The organism is Mesorhizobium sp. WSM3873 (genome assembly GCF_001672445.1).
Lineage (GTDB): Bacteria > Pseudomonadota > Alphaproteobacteria > Rhizobiales > Rhizobiaceae > Mesorhizobium.
On record NZ_LYTM01000034.1, the window covers coordinates 470,120 to 485,758 of the forward strand.

The 15,639-nt window shown below is 64.2% G+C and carries 14 protein-coding genes; 9 read left to right on the plus strand and 5 right to left on the minus strand.

What is annotated here, in order from left to right; genetic code table 11:
* Positions 1-229: 229 nt before the first annotated feature.
* Both A9K71_RS21800 and A9K71_RS21805 read left to right on the plus strand, forming a co-directional pair.
* Entirely contained in the window at positions 230-1,558 is a 1,329-nt protein-coding gene (locus A9K71_RS21800; protein WP_067000993.1) for a Ppx/GppA phosphatase family protein, read from the plus strand.
* Complete coding sequence (locus A9K71_RS21805) at positions 1,558-2,253, plus strand: RlmE family RNA methyltransferase (RefSeq protein WP_067000629.1); 696 nt, start codon at positions 1,558-1,560, stop codon at positions 2,251-2,253. The genes A9K71_RS21800 and A9K71_RS21805 overlap by 1 nt, the downstream gene beginning before the upstream one ends.
* Before the next feature lie 43 nt (positions 2,254-2,296).
* Here the strand turns inward: A9K71_RS21805 and A9K71_RS21810 are convergent, their stop codons facing one another.
* Complete coding sequence (locus A9K71_RS21810; protein WP_067000632.1) at positions 2,297-3,718, minus strand: MFS transporter; 1,422 nt, start codon at positions 3,716-3,718, stop codon at positions 2,297-2,299.
* Between the two features lie 211 nt (positions 3,719-3,929).
* On the opposite strand from A9K71_RS21810, the gene A9K71_RS21815 reads away from it, so the two are divergent.
* The 5 genes from A9K71_RS21815 (at position 3,930) to A9K71_RS21835 (ending at position 7,292) form a co-directional block, all read left to right on the plus strand.
* Complete coding sequence (locus A9K71_RS21815) at positions 3,930-4,175, plus strand: type II toxin-antitoxin system prevent-host-death family antitoxin (protein ID WP_067000635.1); 246 nt, start codon at positions 3,930-3,932, stop codon at positions 4,173-4,175.
* Positions 4,172-4,621 (plus strand): PIN domain-containing protein, encoded by a 450-nt coding sequence (locus A9K71_RS21820; RefSeq protein ID WP_067000638.1) that lies wholly within the window; start codon positions 4,172-4,174, stop codon positions 4,619-4,621. Before A9K71_RS21815 ends, A9K71_RS21820 begins: the two co-directional genes overlap by 4 nt.
* A gap of 142 nt (positions 4,622-4,763) precedes the next feature.
* Complete coding sequence (gene guaB, locus A9K71_RS21825) at positions 4,764-6,266, plus strand: IMP dehydrogenase (RefSeq protein ID WP_067000642.1); 1,503 nt, start codon at positions 4,764-4,766, stop codon at positions 6,264-6,266.
* Positions 6,267-6,309: 43 nt separating this feature from the next.
* Positions 6,310-6,858 (plus strand): hypothetical protein, encoded by a 549-nt coding sequence (locus A9K71_RS21830; protein ID WP_067000996.1) that lies wholly within the window; start codon positions 6,310-6,312, stop codon positions 6,856-6,858.
* Positions 6,859-6,872: 14 nt separating this feature from the next.
* A complete protein-coding gene (locus A9K71_RS21835; protein ID WP_067000646.1) occupies positions 6,873-7,292 on the plus strand; it encodes an MAPEG family protein in 420 nt (139 codons plus the stop codon).
* 105 nt (positions 7,293-7,397) lie between these two features.
* Here the strand turns inward: A9K71_RS21835 and rnd are convergent, their stop codons facing one another.
* The 3 genes from rnd to A9K71_RS21850 form a co-directional block, all read right to left on the minus strand.
* Positions 7,398-8,549, minus strand: a complete 1,152-nt coding sequence (rnd, locus tag A9K71_RS21840; protein ID WP_067000650.1) for a ribonuclease D — start codon at positions 8,547-8,549, stop codon at positions 7,398-7,400.
* Positions 8,550-8,719: 170 nt separating this feature from the next.
* Positions 8,720-9,958 carry an MFS transporter gene (locus tag A9K71_RS21845; RefSeq protein ID WP_067000652.1) on the minus strand — a complete coding sequence of 413 codons (1,239 nt, stop codon included), beginning with the start codon at positions 9,956-9,958 and terminating at the stop codon, positions 8,720-8,722.
* 129 nt (positions 9,959-10,087) lie between these two features.
* Positions 10,088-11,320, minus strand: a complete 1,233-nt coding sequence (locus tag A9K71_RS21850) for an MFS transporter (protein ID WP_067000654.1) — start codon at positions 11,318-11,320, stop codon at positions 10,088-10,090.
* Positions 11,321-11,417: 97 nt separating this feature from the next.
* On the opposite strand from A9K71_RS21850, the gene A9K71_RS21855 reads away from it, so the two are divergent.
* A complete protein-coding gene (locus A9K71_RS21855; protein ID WP_067000657.1) occupies positions 11,418-12,176 on the plus strand; it encodes a DeoR/GlpR family DNA-binding transcription regulator in 759 nt (252 codons plus the stop codon).
* A 117-nt stretch (positions 12,177-12,293) separates the two neighbouring features.
* Positions 12,294-14,081 carry an aspartate--tRNA ligase gene (gene aspS, locus A9K71_RS21860; RefSeq protein WP_067000662.1) on the plus strand — a complete coding sequence of 596 codons (1,788 nt, stop codon included), beginning with the start codon at positions 12,294-12,296 and terminating at the stop codon, positions 14,079-14,081.
* A gap of 308 nt (positions 14,082-14,389) precedes the next feature.
* On the opposite strand, the gene A9K71_RS21865 is transcribed toward aspS, so the two are convergent.
* Complete coding sequence (locus A9K71_RS21865; RefSeq protein WP_067000665.1) at positions 14,390-15,580, minus strand: hypothetical protein; 1,191 nt, start codon at positions 15,578-15,580, stop codon at positions 14,390-14,392.
* Positions 15,581-15,639 lie beyond the last annotated feature (59 nt).

Sequence of the window (15,639 nt, forward strand, 5' to 3'; positions counted from 1 at the left end):
AAGCTCATTGCTATGATGTCGCCCAAACCCGTTCCAAGTCTCATTGAGACATGCCTGATTGAAGCCGGCTATTCAACCGGCATGAGGTGCCCCCTGCGTGACGGCGCCAAAAATCGGGGCATGCGCTCTTGGTGATTGCAAAGCGCGCTGCTAGTCTGTTCTCAACTTGAAACAAATCGAGGTGCCTGCTGCGTCCTTGCTGGTTCGCGCGGCGCCGAAAGGAATTGAAGTGGAAGACCACGATACCGGCGCGGGCGCGTCGGCAGTGGGCGTGTCCGGGGCATCGCCGGCGGTACCGGCGGGCCCGCCCGCGGGGCGTTTCAGCCGCCATGCGGGCGCTCACGCAAGACATGCCGACAATCAAGGCGAGAACCAGAAAGGCAAAACGCGCAAGCGCCGCAAGCGCAGGCGAGGCCGCAAGGTTTTCGCACGTGATGAGAACGGCGGAATACCCTCGCCGGGGTCCGTCGCCGCTCCCGCCAGCCTCGCGCCTGAACCCGCGCCGATCGTCCCCCAGCCGCGACCGTCGCTTCCGAATGGCGCGCGCCCGCATCAGGAACTGCCGGTATTCGCAGCGCTCGACCTCGGCACCAACAATTGCCGGCTGCTGGTCGCGGTGCCCGCCCGCCACGGCCAGTTCCGCGTCATCGATGCGTTCTCGCGCATTGTCAGGCTGGGCGAGGGGCTTTCGGCCAGCGGCCGGCTCGGCCAGGCGGCCATGGACCGTGCCGTCGAGGCGTTGAAGGTCTGCGGAGACAAGCTGCGCAACCGCAAGATCAGGAAGGCGAGGCTAATCGCCACCGAGGCCTGCCGCTCGGCCGAAAACGGCGTCGAGTTCCTCGAACGGGTCGAGCGCGAGGCCGGTCTGAAGCTGGAGATCATCGATCGCCAGACCGAGGCCCGGCTGGCCGTCTCCGGCTGCGGCTCGCTGGTCGAGCGCGAAACGCGCGGCGTGGTGCTGTTCGACATCGGCGGCGGCTCGTCCGAGATCGCGTTGATCGACCTCACGCGCGGTCAGCGCTCGCCGCAGCTTGCCAACCACATCGTATCCTGGACGTCGCTGCCCGTGGGTGTCGTCTCGCTCGCCGAACGTTTCGGCGGCCGCACGGTGACGCGCGAGACCTTCGCCGCCATGGTCGATGACGTTGCGGTGCGGCTCAAGGCCTTCGACGGGCGCGACCGGCTCGCGCATGTGCTCGCCAGCCCCAATTTCCATCTGCTCGGCACCTCCGGCACGGTGACGACGCTGGCCGGCGTCCATCTCGACCTCGAGCGCTACGATCGCCGCCGCGTCGACGGGCTGTGGATGGACCGTCAGAGCGTCGACCGCATGGTGGAAAAACTGATCGGCTGGGATTTCCAGCAGCGCGTCGCCAATCCCTGCATTGGCGCCGACCGCGCCGACCTGGTGCTGGCCGGCTGCGCCATCCTGGAAGCGATCCGCGGCGTGTGGCCGTCGGAGCGGCTGCGGGTCGCCGACCGCGGCCTGCGCGAAGGCATATTGAGCGAACTGATGGCCGATGACGGCGTCTGGCGTCATGACGGGCGTGGCCGATAATGAGCAGGAAGCCAGAGAAGCCGGGCTCGGCCGGCATGCGCGTGCTGAAGACCCGGATCAAGAAGAAGAGCGGCCTGAAGGAATCCTCGCGCCGCTGGCTCGAGCGGCACATGAACGACCCCTATGTGCAGCGCTCCAAGGCCGATGGTTACCGTTCGCGCGCCGCCTACAAGCTCACCGAGATCGACGACAAGCATCATCTTCTGAAACCCGGCATGAAGGTGATCGACCTCGGCGCCGCGCCCGGCGGCTGGTGCCAGGTGGCGGCGGCCCGCACCAAATCGAGCGCGGAAAATCCGCACGTCGTCGGCATCGACTATCTTGAGATGGACGCGGTGCCGGGCGCTGTCATCCTGCAGATGGATTTCCTCGATCATGATGCGCCGCAAAAGCTGTCAGAGGCGCTCGGCGGTCAGCCCGATGTCGTGCTGTCGGACATGGCGGCCCCCACCACCGGGCACCGCCGGACCGATCATCTGCGCACCATGCATTTGTGCGAAGTGGCGGCGGATTTCGCGCTGCAGGTTTTGAAGCCCGGCGGCCATTTCCTCGCCAAGACCTTTCAGGGCGGGGCCGAGAACGAGCTGCTCTCGCGGCTCAAGCAGAATTTCCGCTCGGTTCATCATGTGAAGCCGCCGGCCTCGCGCGACGAGTCGGTGGAGCTTTACCTGCTGGCGAAGGAGTTCAAGGGGTAGCGCCTAACCTTCCCCCTTGTCAGGGGAGAAGGGAAGGTGGCGCTCATTTCCCCGCTGTCCCCACCGCCTCCAGCGTCTTCGGCGTCGTCAATTTGCCGTGTCCCGACACCGCATTGCCGGCGTCCGGCGCCAGCCGCATGAAGGTCAGCGATGCCGCCGCCGAAACCGCCGCGACGATGAAGAAGGCGATGTGGAAATCGCCAAGCGTCAGCGGGCCGCCATGGATCGAGGTTGACACTTCGAGGATGCCGCCGGCCAGCGCCACGCCGAGCGCGATCGACAGCTGCTGGAACACGGCAACGATCGGCGTCGCCTTGCTGGTGTCGGCGGTCGATACTTCGGCGTAGGACAGCGCGTTGACGCCAGTGAAGAACATCGAGCGGATGAAGCCGCCGACCAAAAGGATCGCGAGCATCAGCGCATAGGGGGTTGCGGGGGTGAAAAGGCCGTAGATGGCAATCGAGCCGGCGGCGATCAGCGATCCCCAGATCAGCACCCGCCGGAACCCGGCGAGCCTGAAGAGCAGCGCGGTGACGAACTTCATGCCGATGGCGCCGACCGCGGAGACGAAGGTGATCATACCGGACTGGAACGGCGTCAGCCCGAAGCCGATCTGGAACATCAGCGGCAGCAGGAACGGCACCGCGCCGATGCCGATGCGGAACAGCGAGCCGCCGAGCACGGAGGAGCGGAACACCTGGTTGCGGAAGAGCTCCAGCGCCAAGAGCGGGTTCCTGGCGCGCCGAGCATGCAGCAGATAAAGCACGCCCGAAACCAAGCCGACGGCAACGGTAATGAAGCCGGCGATCGGCGGCAAAGCGGGGAGGCTGACCACCGAGAGGCCGAAGACGATGCCGGACGCCGCGAGGCCGCTGAGCACGAAGCCCGGGAAGTCGAGCGGCGGCGTTTTGGCGCGGTCGGTTTCTGGCAAATAGCGGGTGGCAAGCCAGATGCCCAAAAACCCGATTGGCACGTTGATCAAAAAGATCCAGTGCCAAGTGAAATAGGTGGTGATGAAGCCGCCGATCGGCGGGCCGACCAACGGCCCGACCAGCGCCGGCACCGTCAGCCATGACATCGCCGCGACGAGCTCGCTCTTCGGCGTCGCACGCACCAGCACCAGGCGCCCGACCGGCGTCATCATGGCGCCGCCCATGCCTTGCAGGAAACGCGACACCACGAAGGCCGGCAGCGAATTGGAGAAGGCGCAGGCGACCGAGCCGGCAATGAAGACGGCGATCGCGGCGCGAAACACGTTCTTGGCCCCGAACCGGTCCGCCATCCAGCCGCTAATCGGAATGAAGATTGCCAGCGACACGAGATAGGCCGTCAGCGCCAGCTTCAGCGCGATCGGGCTGGTGTGGATGTCGATGGCGATTGCCGGCAGCGAGGTCGCGATCACGGTCGAATCCATGTTCTCCATGAAAAGTGCGACCGCCAGGATGAGCGGGATGATGCGGTTCAAGGGGACGCCCTGATTTGACTTCGCGATTCCGGGCCTGGCTTTGGGGGCGAGCCGGCACGCCGGGGCGGTACCACCAATTGGCCCGGATGTCGCATTAATTTGCTGTCACTTTTGTGCGACCGCAACCCTCGCTGGGAATCATCGCGCGCGCCGCTTGATAAACAGAGCCTCTGTCGTTATTGTAGTGAAAATAACTACAGGTTATGCAGCCATGGACGAAACCGTTTCGGCAGCCGATGCCAATCGCAGGTTCTCCCACATCCTGCGTGATGTACGCGAGGGCCACAGCTACGTCGTGACCATCCATGGGCGGCCGGTGGCGCGGATCGTGCCTGCGCAGAAGCACGAGGGCGTGGCCTCCCGCTCGCACGCAGCATTGCTGTCGCGCCTCGAACGGCAGCCGATCCTCAATGCCGGACACTGGACCCGCGATGAACTTTATGAGGACGGTCGGTGAAGGTCGCCATCGACCCCAACGTCCTGGCCTATGCTGAGGGCGTTAACAACGCGGAGAAGCGCGACGTCGTTATCGAACTGCTACGCAACGTGCCACGAGAGGCCGCAGTCATTCCGGTCCAGGCGCTGGGCGAACTGTTCAATGTTCTCGTCCGCAAGGCCGGAAGACATTCCCAGGAAGCTCGGGATAAGCTGCTTAGCTGGAGCGACGCCTTCGCGGTTGCCGGAACGACGCCGGAAGTGATGATGAAGGCTGTCGATCTTGCGGCAGACCATCGTTTCGGCATCTGGGATGCTGTCATTCTTTCGACTGCTTCGCAAACGGGTTGCCGGCTACTCCTGTCGGAAGATCTGCAGGACGGCTTTACCTGGGGCGGTGTAACCGTCGTCAATCCTTTTGCATCGCCGCGGCACGCTCTGCTGGATGCTCTCCTGGGTGCGGAATAGGAACCTGAAGCGTCTCGCAACGATCGGCTTTTCATCGCCTGCGGGACGTGTTACCAGCCAGCGCCAATCCTGAAAGGGAAGATGAGAGTCGGCGCTGGCCATTTCGGCCCAGCGCCTTTTCCGCATTCAAAAAGGACTGGCCATGGCAAAAATCATCGAGACGTCCACCGGCGCATTGGCGCTGACCTTCGACGACGTGCTGTTGCAGCCCGGCCATTCCGAGGTCATGCCCGGCGAGACCGATATCCGCACCCGCATCGCCACCGACATCGACCTCAACGTGCCGATCCTCTCGGCCGCAATGGACACGGTCACCGAAGCGAGGCTGGCGATCGCCATGGCGCAAGCCGGCGGCATCGGCGTCATCCACCGCAATTTCTCGCCGGCCGAGCAGGCCGAGCAGGTCAGGCAGGTGAAGAAGTTCGAATCCGGCATGGTGGTCAATCCCGTTACCATCGGCCCCGACGCCACGCTCGCCGACGCCCTGGCACTGATGCGCGCTCATGGCATTTCCGGCATTCCGGTGGTCGAGAACGGCGGCACCGGCGGTCATACGGTCGGCCGGCTGGTCGGGATCCTCACCAACCGCGACGTGCGCTTCGCCTCCGATCCGTCGCAGAAGGTCTACGAATTGATGACCCGTGAGAACCTGATCACGGTGAAAGAGAATGTCGACCAGGACGAGGCCAAGCGCCTGTTGCACAAGCATCGCATCGAGAAGCTGGTGGTGGTCGACCGCAAGGGCAATTGCGTCGGCCTGATCACCGTCAAGGATATCGAGAAGTCGCAGCTCAACCCGCACGCCACCAAGGACGCTCAGGGGCGGCTGCGCGCCGCGGCCGCCACCAGCGTCGGCGACGACGGCTTCGAGCGCGCCGAGCGCCTGATCGATGCCGGCGTCGACCTTCTGGTCATCGACACCGCGCACGGCCATTCGCAGCGCGTGCTGGACGCGGTGACGCGGGCGAAGAAGCTCTCCAATTCGGTGCGCATCCTGGCCGGCAACGTGGCCACCGCCGAGGGCACGCAGGCGCTGATCGATGCCGGCGCCGACGCCGTCAAGGTCGGTATCGGCCCCGGCTCGATCTGCACCACCCGCATCGTCGCCGGCGTCGGCGTGCCGCAGCTCTCGGCGATCATGTCGGCGGTGGAGACCGCTGAGAAGTCGGGCGTGAGCGTCATCGCCGATGGCGGCATCAAATATTCGGGCGATCTCGCCAAGGCGCTCGCCGCCGGCGCAAGTGCCGCCATGATCGGCTCGCTGCTTGCCGGCACCGACGAGAGCCCGGGCGAGGTCTATCTGCACCAGGGGCGCTCCTTCAAGGCTTATCGCGGCATGGGTTCGGTCGGCGCGATGGCGCGTGGCTCGGCCGATCGCTACTTCCAGGCCGAGGTGCGCGACACCTTGAAACTGGTTCCTGAGGGCATCGAAGGACAGGTTCCCTACAAAGGACCTGTGGCTGGCGTGCTGCACCAGCTTGCAGGCGGCCTGAAAGCCGCTATGGGTTATGTCGGTGGGCGCGATCTTGCCGAGTTCCGCGAACGCGCCACCTTTGTGCGCATATCAAACGCCGGACTTCGTGAAAGCCACGCCCATGACGTCACGATCACCCGCGAAAGCCCGAACTATCCGGGCGGACTTTGATCAGGCGGACGAGCGGCCGGATCGCTTGGGGCTATGGCGCAACCTGATCGTCACGGTGTTGCGCCTGTCGCGTCACGCGGCGGCGCTCTCGATTGCGTCCGCGGCGATCTTCATCGCCATGACGGCGCTCGAGTTCTTTTATTTCCGTCACCTGAGCGGCGGGCTTCCTTCGCTCGACATGCGTGTTACCGGCTTCACGCCGGATGAGGGCATGGCATGGCTGACGGCGCTCGGCCGGCGCGGCAGCGAGATCATCATCGTTTGGCATTATCTGACGTTTGATCTGCTCTTCCCGGCGCTGCTGTCGCTCACCTTGCTCAGCCTGATCCTGGCCTTCGGCAGGCGGCTGAGCACTTTCCGCTCCATGCCCGCGCAATTGAAAGCGCTGTCGGCACTGGTCCTGGTGTTGCCCTATACGATCGCCGACTACGCGCAGAACTTCGCCGTGGCGCGGCTTTTGTCGGATTTCCAGTCGGCCAATCCCGACTCGCTGGCCTTCGCCTCGTCGCTGATCGTGACAAAGTTCACGCTTCTGGCGATCCCCTTCGCGGTCGTTGCGGTCCTGGGGCTTGCCGGGCAGCGGCGACGTTAAACGGCAGGGGCAAGATGAACCAGACCGCCATCTTCTGGCCGATGCTGGCGCAGGTGCTGCTGGTCTACATCGTCTATCTGGTGATGCTGAAGCGGCGTTATCTTGCCGTGAAGTCCGGCGAGGCTAAGATCAGCCAGTACAAGGTCCGCTCGACCGAGCCGGCCTCAAGCGTTACCGTCGCCAACAACCTCATCAACCAGTTCGAGCTGCCGGTCCTCTTTCACGTGCTATGCCTGGCGCTGTTCGTTACCAATGGCGTGAATTACCTGACGCTGACGCTGATGTGGCTCTTCGTCGTCACGCGCTATGTGCACGCCTGGGTGCATCTCACCAGAAACTATCTGCTGCACCGCAGCCGCGCCTTCTTCCTCGGCGCGGGCATCCTTCTCGTCGCCTGGATCTGGTTCGCGCTGCACCTGCTTGGGGCGGTGTAGATTGATGCATGTCGCCCAGAAGCGTGCGCGGTTCTGGGACAACGACACGCCATGAAATTCAAGTATTTGAAGCGGTTGCCGGAATCCGTTTCGGCGCGACGCGCTTTAAAGGTCGAATACCGCTATCCTGCGCTTGTCGAACTTGATGCCGATCTCGCCGCGCACCAGTCTAAGCGCCTGCTCGCCGAACACGGCACGCCGCCAGCCTTGCAGCGCCGGCACGTCGGCGGCATCACCCTCGGCGGCGATGCGGTCGATGTCGTCGCTCGAGGCGAGCACCTTGGAGGCGACGCCTTCCTTCTCGGCGACGATCCTGAGCAGCACCTTGAGCAGTTCCGCCGCCGCGCTCGAGCCCTCCGGCGGCTGGAACGTCTTCGGCAGCTTGGGCATCGCTTCCTTCGGAAGGGAAAGGGCGGTGTTGACGGCGCTGAGCAGCGCGGTTGCCGTCGCCGAACGCTCCCAGCCCTTCGGCGTCGTCCGCAGCCGCCCCAACGCAGTCGCGTCGCGCGGCGCCTGTTGCGCGATTTCGTAGATCGCATCGTCCTTGAGCACGCGGCCGCGCGGCACGTCGCGCTCGCGCGCCTCGCGTTCGCGCCATGCCGCCACCGCCTGCACGATCGCCAGCTCCTGCGGCTTGCGCAGCCGCATCTTCAGCCGCTTCCAGGCATCCTCCGGATGCGGATCGTAGGTCTGGCGCGAGGTGAGGACGTCCATCTCCTCGTTGAGCCAGTGGGCGCGGTCCTCGCGCCTCAGCTCGGCGCTGAGGTGCTCATATACCTTGATCAGGTGGGTGACGTCGGCGAGCGCGTATTCGAGTTGCTTGTCGGAGAGCGGCCGGTGCCGCCAGTCGGTGAAGCGCGAGGATTTGTCGAGCCGCGCGCCGGTGATGCGCTGCACCAGCTGATCGTAGGAGACGCTGTCGCCGAAGCCGCAGACCATGGCCGCCACCTGCGTGTCGAACACCGGATGCGGCACCAGATCGCCCAGATGAACGATGATTTCGATGTCCTGGCGTGCGGCGTGAAAAACCTTGACCACCGCTTCGTTGGCCATCAGCCGGAAGAAGGGTTTGAGGTCGATGTCGGGCGAAAGCGGATCGATCAGCGCCGTCACGCCCGGCGCGGCCATCTGGATGAGGCAGAGGATCGGCCAGAAGGTCGTTTCGCGGATGAATTCGGTATCGACGGTTACGAATTCGGACTTTTCGAACGCCGCGATGACGCTCTCGAGTTCTTTCTGGGTGGTGATGACGTGCATCAATTCGCTTTTGGCATCATATCAGGCCTCTTTCAATTTCAGCCGCAAGCGCTTTCGTCAAGCCGCAGTTAGAGCAATTCCAGGAAAAGTGACGAACGGTTTTCCGTCCGGAATTGCGTAAAAACAAAGAGATAGAGCGGTTCGGCGCTTCCGCGAAACGCTGAAAAGCTCTAGTCCTGCTTGTCGGAATCGCCGCCCCGCCGCGCCAGTCGCGCGAACAGCGTCGACGTGCGCAAAAGCGCGGTGAAGCGGCTGCGGCTGCCGGCCGGCACACCCGACCGCACCTGCATGCGGTAGAGGATCACGATGATGAGAACGGCATAGACGACGGCGTTGAAAACGAACAGCGCGCTCGGCCCGAAATGTTGCATCACCGCCGAGGCCGCAATCGGACCGCCGATCGCGCCGAAGGAGTAGAACAGCATCAACGCCGCGTTGATCAGCACGAATTCGCCTTTGCCGGCGCGGTCGTTGGCATGCGCTGCCGATAGTGAATAGAGCGGCATCGCGAAGCTGCCGAAGATGAAAACGATGATGAAGTTGAGGAACGGGTCGGCGCGCGCCACGAAGGCCAGCGCCAGCGCGGCAAGCATGGCGCAGCACGTCGTCGTCAACAGCACCGAGCGCCGGTCTCGGCGGTCGGAGAGATAGCCAAGCGGATATTGGATGAGGGCGCCTCCAAAAATGCCGACGCTGACGAAGGTCACGACATCGGCGACCGACATGCCGATCTCCTCGGCATAGACCGGCGACAGCGTGCGAAAGGCGCTGTTTGTGAGGCCGACGGCGATGCAGCCGATCGAGCCGAGCGGCGAGATCCGCCAGACGCGCGGCAGGTCGAGCTTGACGTCTTCCGGAGGCGCCGGGTTCGAGCGGTCCCCGAGCGAGACCGGCACCAGCGAAAAGGTGATCATCATCGACATGACGGCGAAGATGGCGAAGCCGCCGGCGCCGAAGATCGGAATCAGGAATTGCGCGCCAGTAACCGAGCCGATGTCGACCATGCGATATATGGCGAGCACCCGGGCGCGGTCCTTGTTGCCGACGCCGGAATTCAGCCAGGCTTCCATGACGGTGAACAGGCCGGCGAAGCAGAAGCCGCCGGCAAAGCGCACCGCGCACCACATGACGGGGTCGATGACGAGCACCAGAAGCAGCGTGCCGACCGAGGCGATCGCGGCCAGCGCGGCAAAAGTCCGGACGTGGCCGACCGCCTTCAGGATACGCGTGACGGCCAGGCAGCCGAGCAGGAAACCGGCGAAATAGAACGTGCCCATCAGGCCGATATCGGAAGCGGAAAAGCCTTCCTGCGCGCCGCGCAAGGCAATCAGCGTGCCCTGCAGCCCGTTGCCGCCAAGCAGGATGCCTGCGGCAATCAGGAGCGGAATAAGCGGGCGGATGGACGACATTAAAGAGAGGCAATCACGGATCTGTGACCTCTTCTTGGACCATAGATCCTGTCAACGCCAGCGGCAAATGCAACTTCACATCCTTGCACCCGGCCGAGGAGATGGGCTGCCGATCGGGGTAGGGGTGTCCTAAGCCTTGCCGGCCCGTATTTCTATCTCCAGCTCGACCGTAGCAGGTGTCTCGCCCGGAAACGCATGGATGTTCTCCGCGGCCGGCCTCCGGCCAAGTGAACCTACCGTCAGCAGGCTGAGCGCGATGAAGGGGATGCCGATGCCATAGGCGGAGCGGATGCCCCAATGGTCCGATACGAAGCCGAGCAGCGGCGGGCCGAGCAGGAAAGCGATGAAGGAAATCTGCGAGAGCGCCGCGACGTTGATCGCCGCCGGGCGATCCGTCCGTTGCGCGGCGGCGGAGATCGCCAGCGGGAAGAGGGCGCTGCTGCCGATGCCCAACAGGGCAAAGCCAAGCATCGAAACGGCCGGCAGCGGCGAGAAGAAGACGATGAGCACGCCGGCCGCCATCGCTGCCAAGAGCACGCGCGCGACCCCGCTTGGCGAGTGGCGGTCGACGAAGGAGTCGGCGAAAAAGCGTGTGGTTGCCTGCGAGAAGGCAAACAGCGCCACCGTCAATCCGGCGACGAAGGGGCCGGAGTCGAAGACGGTGCGCATGTAGATCGCCGACCAGTCGATGCTGGCGCCTTCGAGGAGCATCGCCGAAAGCGTCACGGCGACCAGGACCAGGATCGGCAATGTCGGCCGCGCGAACATCGGCGCCTTGTCGCCGGAGTTGGCGAAGCGGGCGGGCGCCGGCTCGAAGCCGCCGAGAAACAGAGCCGTTGCAATGGTCACCATCGGCACCACCAGCGCCAGATGCAACTGCGGCGACAGGCCGAGATGCGCCATGGCGCCGCCGAACAGCCCGGCGCCGAAGAAGCCCGCGCTCCAGAAGGAGTGCGCCCGGTTCATGATTCGGCGCTTGAGCAGGAACTCCGTCCGGTCGGCCTCGACATTGAGGATGATCTCGACGCTGCCGATCATCAGACCGACCGGCAGCAGCATCAGGAACAGCCCAAGCGGCCCCGGCGCGTGCACCGCGACCGAATAGGCGAGCGCCAGAAGCGGGACGAGCCAGAGCAGCGCGCGCCGAAAGCCGACACGCTCAAGGACGGGCGTCGCGAGCGTCAATGCGGTCAAAGTGCCGATCGGCGTCCCGATTAGGCTGAGCCCCAGCGTGCCGTCCTCGATCGCCATGGCGTGCTTGATGTCCGGCAAGCGCGGAAAAATGTTGCCCATTGCGAAGGAGTAGATCGCGAAACCGGCATAGACGCGATGCTGAGGGGCGAGTTTCAAGCCAAAGGTCATTGCGACTTTCCATCGGGGAAGGGCGGACGGCACTGCGCATTTTCTTGCATGAACACGCAAAACATGCAAGAACACGCACAAAGAAATAGGATCGTGCATGCTCACCGAGGAACGGTATCAATTTATTCGCGACCGGCTGGCAGCGGAAGGCAAGGTCCTGGCTGGCGAGCTCGCCAGCCGCTTCGGCGTTTCGGAAGACACGGTTCGCCGCGATCTGCGGGAACTGGCCAAGGCCGGGCAGTTGCGTCGCGTGTATGGCGGTGCGGTAGCGCCGGCGCCTTTCGCAGCGGCAACGATCAGCGAGCGCGCTCGCCACGCCCCTGAGGAGAAGCTACGCCTTGCGAAGGCCGCAGTCGGTATGCTGAGATCCGGACAGGCCCTGTTCATTGACGGCGGTACGACCAACGAAGCGATCGCCAGGGCCATCCCGCGCGATATCGAGCTGACGGTCGCTACCAATTCGCTGGGCGTCGCATCGGCACTCGCCGATCTGCCCCTGGTCGAGCTGTTTGTGCTGGGCGGCAGGTATGTCCGCGACCTCGGCACCTGTGTCGGCGGCGATACGCTGGCCGCCGTGGCGCAGCTTGGCGCCGATCTGTTCTTCCTTGGCTCCTGCGGCCTCGATGCCTCGCGTGGCGTCACCGCTTTCGATTCGGCGGAAGCGGAGGTCAAGCGCGCCATGGCCAGGAATAGCGCCGGCATCGTGATCGCCGTCACCAACGACAAGCTCGCCACCGCGGCGCCTTATCGCGTCGCCGCGCCCGACGCGATAAGCCATCTGGTGGTGGACAAGACGGCGCCATCAGCCATCCTTGCCGATTTCGAGCGCCTGGGTGTCGAAATCCACTTTGCCTGATCTGCGGCACCCGCCTGCGTGTGACCGCTTGCCTTGACAAAGCCGGCCTCTCATGCGCTTTTCGCGCCAATTTTCGAGCCGGGCTTTAGCCCGCAATTCCGGACTCCACCAATGACAATGCATCGTTACCGCAGCCACACCTGTGCCCAATTGAGAAAGACCGACGTCGGCAATTCGGTCCGCCTGTCCGGCTGGGTGCATCGCGTGCGCGACCATGGCGGGCTGCTCTTCATAGATCTGCGCGACCATTACGGCCTGACCCAGATCGTCGCCGATCCGGACTCGCCGGCCTTCAAGGTCGCCGAGACGGTGCGCGGCGAATGGGTGATCCGCGTCGACGGCGAGGTCAAGGCGCGCCTGCCGGAGACCGTCAACGCCAATTTGCCGACTGGCGGGATCGAGATTTTCGCGCGCGAGATCGAAGTGCTGTCGGCGGCCAAGGAACTGCCGCTGCCGGTGTTCGGCGAGCCTGAATACCCCGAGGACATCCGCCTGAAATACCGCTTCCTCGACCTGCGCCGCGAGACGCTGCACAGGAACATCGTTGCGCGCACCAAGATCATCGCCGAGATGCGCAAGCGCATGGACGAGGTTGGTTTCACCGAGTTCTCGACGCCGATCCTGACCGCGTCGTCGCCCGAAGGCGCGCGCGACTTCCTGGTGCCCTCGCGCATCCATCCCGGCACCTTCTATGCCCTGCCGCAGGCGCCGCAGCAGTATAAGCAGCTGATCATGGTCTCCGGCTTCGACCGCTACTTCCAGATCGCGCCCTGCTTCCGTGACGAGGATCCGCGCGCCGACCGCCTGCCCGGCGAGTTCTACCAGCTCGACCTCGAGATGAGCTTCGTCGAGCAGGATGACGTGCTCTCCACCATGGAGCCGGTGCTTCGCGGCGTCTTCGAGACCTTTGCCGCCGGCAAGCCGGTGACTCAGCAATTCCGCCGCATTCCCTTCGACGAGGCGATGCGGACCTACGGCACCGACAAGCCGGACCTGCGCAACCCGATCGAGATGCAGGCGGTCTCGGATCATTTCCGCGATTCCGGCTTCAAGGTCTTCGCCAACATCCTGGCCAACGATCCGAAGGCCGAAGTCTGGGCTATCCCCGCCAAGACCGGCGGCAGCCGCGCCTTCTGCGATCGCATGAACTCCTGGGCGCAGGGCGAGGGCCAGCCGGGTCTCGGCTACATCTTCTGGCGCAAGGAGGGCGACAAGCTCGAAGGCGCCGGACCGATCGCCAAGAACATCGGTGAGGAACGCACCGAGGCGGTGCGCCAGCAGCTTGGCCTTGCCGATGGCGACGCCGCCTTCTTCGTTGCCGGCGACCCGAAGAAGTTCGTTTCCTTCGCGGGCGCCGCGCGCACCCGCGCCGGCGAGGAATTGAACCTCGTCGACCGCGATCGCTTCGAGCTCTGCTGGATCGTCGACTTTCCGTTCTTCGAATGGAACGAGGACGAGAAGAAGATCGACTTCGCCCACAATCCGTTCTCCATGCCGCAGGGCGGCATCGACGCGCTCGGCGGTCAGGAGCCGCTGGGCATCAAGGCGTTCCAATACGACATGGTCTGCAACGGCTTCGAGATCGCTTCCGGCGGCATCCGCAACCACCTGCCGGAGACCATGGTCAAGGCCTTCGAGATGGTCGGCCTCGATCGCCAGACGGTCGAGGAGCGCTTCGGCGGCCTCTACCGCGCCTTCCAGTACGGCGCGCCGCCGCATGGCGGCATGGCGGCCGGCATCGACCGCATCGTCATGCTTTTGGTCGGCGCCAAGAACCTGCGCGAGGTCACCATGTTCCCGATGAACCAGCAGGCCTACGACCTGCTGATGAACGCGCCTTCGGAGGCAACCCCGCAGCAGCTTCGGGAGCTGTCGCTGCGCGTCGCCGTGGCGAAGAAGGACTGACGAGAGGACTCTTCCTGAATCGATGGTAGCTCCGGGAGCGATTGGCGGCTGGCGATCGCTCCCAGAGCCATTTTCTCAAGGATTGGGTCAGAGCGTGTGGGCAACCGCCCGGATTTCAACCAATTGCTGCGGGAATGCCAAACCCGAGACCCCGAGGAGGGTCACGGCGGGCCGGTGTGGTCCGACATACTCTTGTAAAGAGCGACGAACGCCTTCGTCGAGGAGATCAGGCCCTGATCTTACGAAAACGGCGATCCGGATCATCCGAACCGCCGTTCGACAATGCTGGCAGGTGCGAAGCGCGCCGATCAGTCCTCGTTCGCCTTGACCTTCACGCCCAGCGTCTTCGGCAGGTCGAGCGGGTTGGACATGGCGCCGGCCATGATCAGCGCGAACGGCACCGACGCCGGCGGTTCGGCCGAGATCTCTAGGCTCTTGGGGTCGTCGAGGAACCTGTTGACCGCGGCCGACACCTCGGCCGTCAGTTCGGGATTGTTGAGCTGCGCCATGCCGAACGGCACGATCGCCTTGGCCTGGTTGGCGACGTCCTTGCCGGACATGCCCTGCTGCTTGCCGACATAGTCGAGCACCTTGCCGGTCAGCGAATCGTCGTCGAAGCGCACCGAGGCGCCGTTGAAGGACAGCTGCTGCAAGAGGCCGAGCATGGCCATGCCCTGCGCGGAATTGTCGGCACCCTCCGGCTGTGCGGCGAACTTCTTTTGCATCTCCTGCATCGACTTGATGAAGTCGAGGGTGTAGCCGCCGAGATTGAAGGTCATGCCGAGCGTGCCGGCATTCTCGACCGAGATGTCGTATTTCGAGAGCTCCATCTTGCCGTCGCTGGGCTGCCAGGTGCCGGCCATCGAGACCGTACCGGAGATGTTCTGGTAGCCGAGCGCTTGGATCGCCTCCTTCGACTTCGGGTCCTCGACCAGTGTCAGGTCGGCGTTGAACTTTTCCGTGTTGGCGGTGAAATCCATCGCCTTGCCGTCGGCCGGCGGGGTGATCTGGACGGCCAGCCCGTCCATCGAGAAGGCCGTCTTGTCGCCGACCTTGACCGTCATGTTGGAGAGCTCGGCCGACTTGTACATCATCAGCGAGCCGAGCGGGTCGGTGCTGCCTTCGGCCGGCACCTTCATGCCGTGAATGACAACGGGGCTGAGGTTGAGCGTCACGGCGTCCTGGCTGCGCTCGAATGCCGAGCTCGAGACGGTCGCGATCTCGAAGCCGCCATTGGCCTCGGTGATGCCCTCCAGCTTCACGTCGCCGATCGGCAGGGCTTGCTTTTCAGCTGCCGGCTTGATGGACACGCCCTGCAGCACCGCGTTCGAATCGTCGCCGGAGACGCCGGTCCAGGAAATGTCGACGCCCTGGGCGGCAAGGGCCGCCTTGACGCGCTCGGCCACCGCCGGATCGGCGGCGAAGGCGGTGTTGAGCGGCAGGGCCAGCAGAATGGTTGAAAAAGCCAGTTTCTTGAGCATTGAGCGTTGAATTGTCATGGCGAGTTCCCTGTCCTGAAAAGTGTTTTTGAATTCTACTCCGTCACCATTCCGCGACG